1 protein-coding gene is annotated in these 405 nt (G+C 61.2%); it reads left to right on the forward strand.

The window, feature by feature from the left end; genetic code table 11:
• Nucleotides 1-28: 28 nt before the first annotated feature.
• On the forward strand, nt 29-405 hold a 377-nt coding region (locus tag LXM55_RS32355; protein ID WP_233324207.1), incomplete at its 3' end, for an immunoglobulin-like domain-containing protein.

Genomic DNA, 405 nt, shown 5'->3' on the forward strand with positions numbered 1-405 from the left:
GTCCGCACCTGTGACTGGTTCGCCTGTGGTGGTGACCCTATCCAACGGTCAAACCATCACTATCCCGGTTGGCGAAAGCCATGGTTCGGTGAATTTCACCGCACCAAACGATGCCTTGGCGGGTGGCAGCTCCCTGAGCACCACCATCACCAAGGCCGACGGTGGTAATTACGAGAAGCTGGAGATCAACGACAAGCCAGCTGAAACCTCGGTTACCGATACACCAGACACCACCACCCTCAGCGTGACCGCCACCGATACCGTGGCCGAGGGTGGCTCGATTGTTTACACCGCCACGCTGACCAATGCCGCTGGCACTCCGGTCACCGTGACCCTGTCCAACGGTGCGGTGATCACCATCGCTGCCGGTGCCACTTCCGGCACCGCTACCGTCGCGGCTCCAGC

Source organism: Pseudomonas sp. Au-Pse12 (assembly GCF_021341665.1).
Lineage (GTDB): Bacteria > Pseudomonadota > Gammaproteobacteria > Pseudomonadales > Pseudomonadaceae > Aquipseudomonas.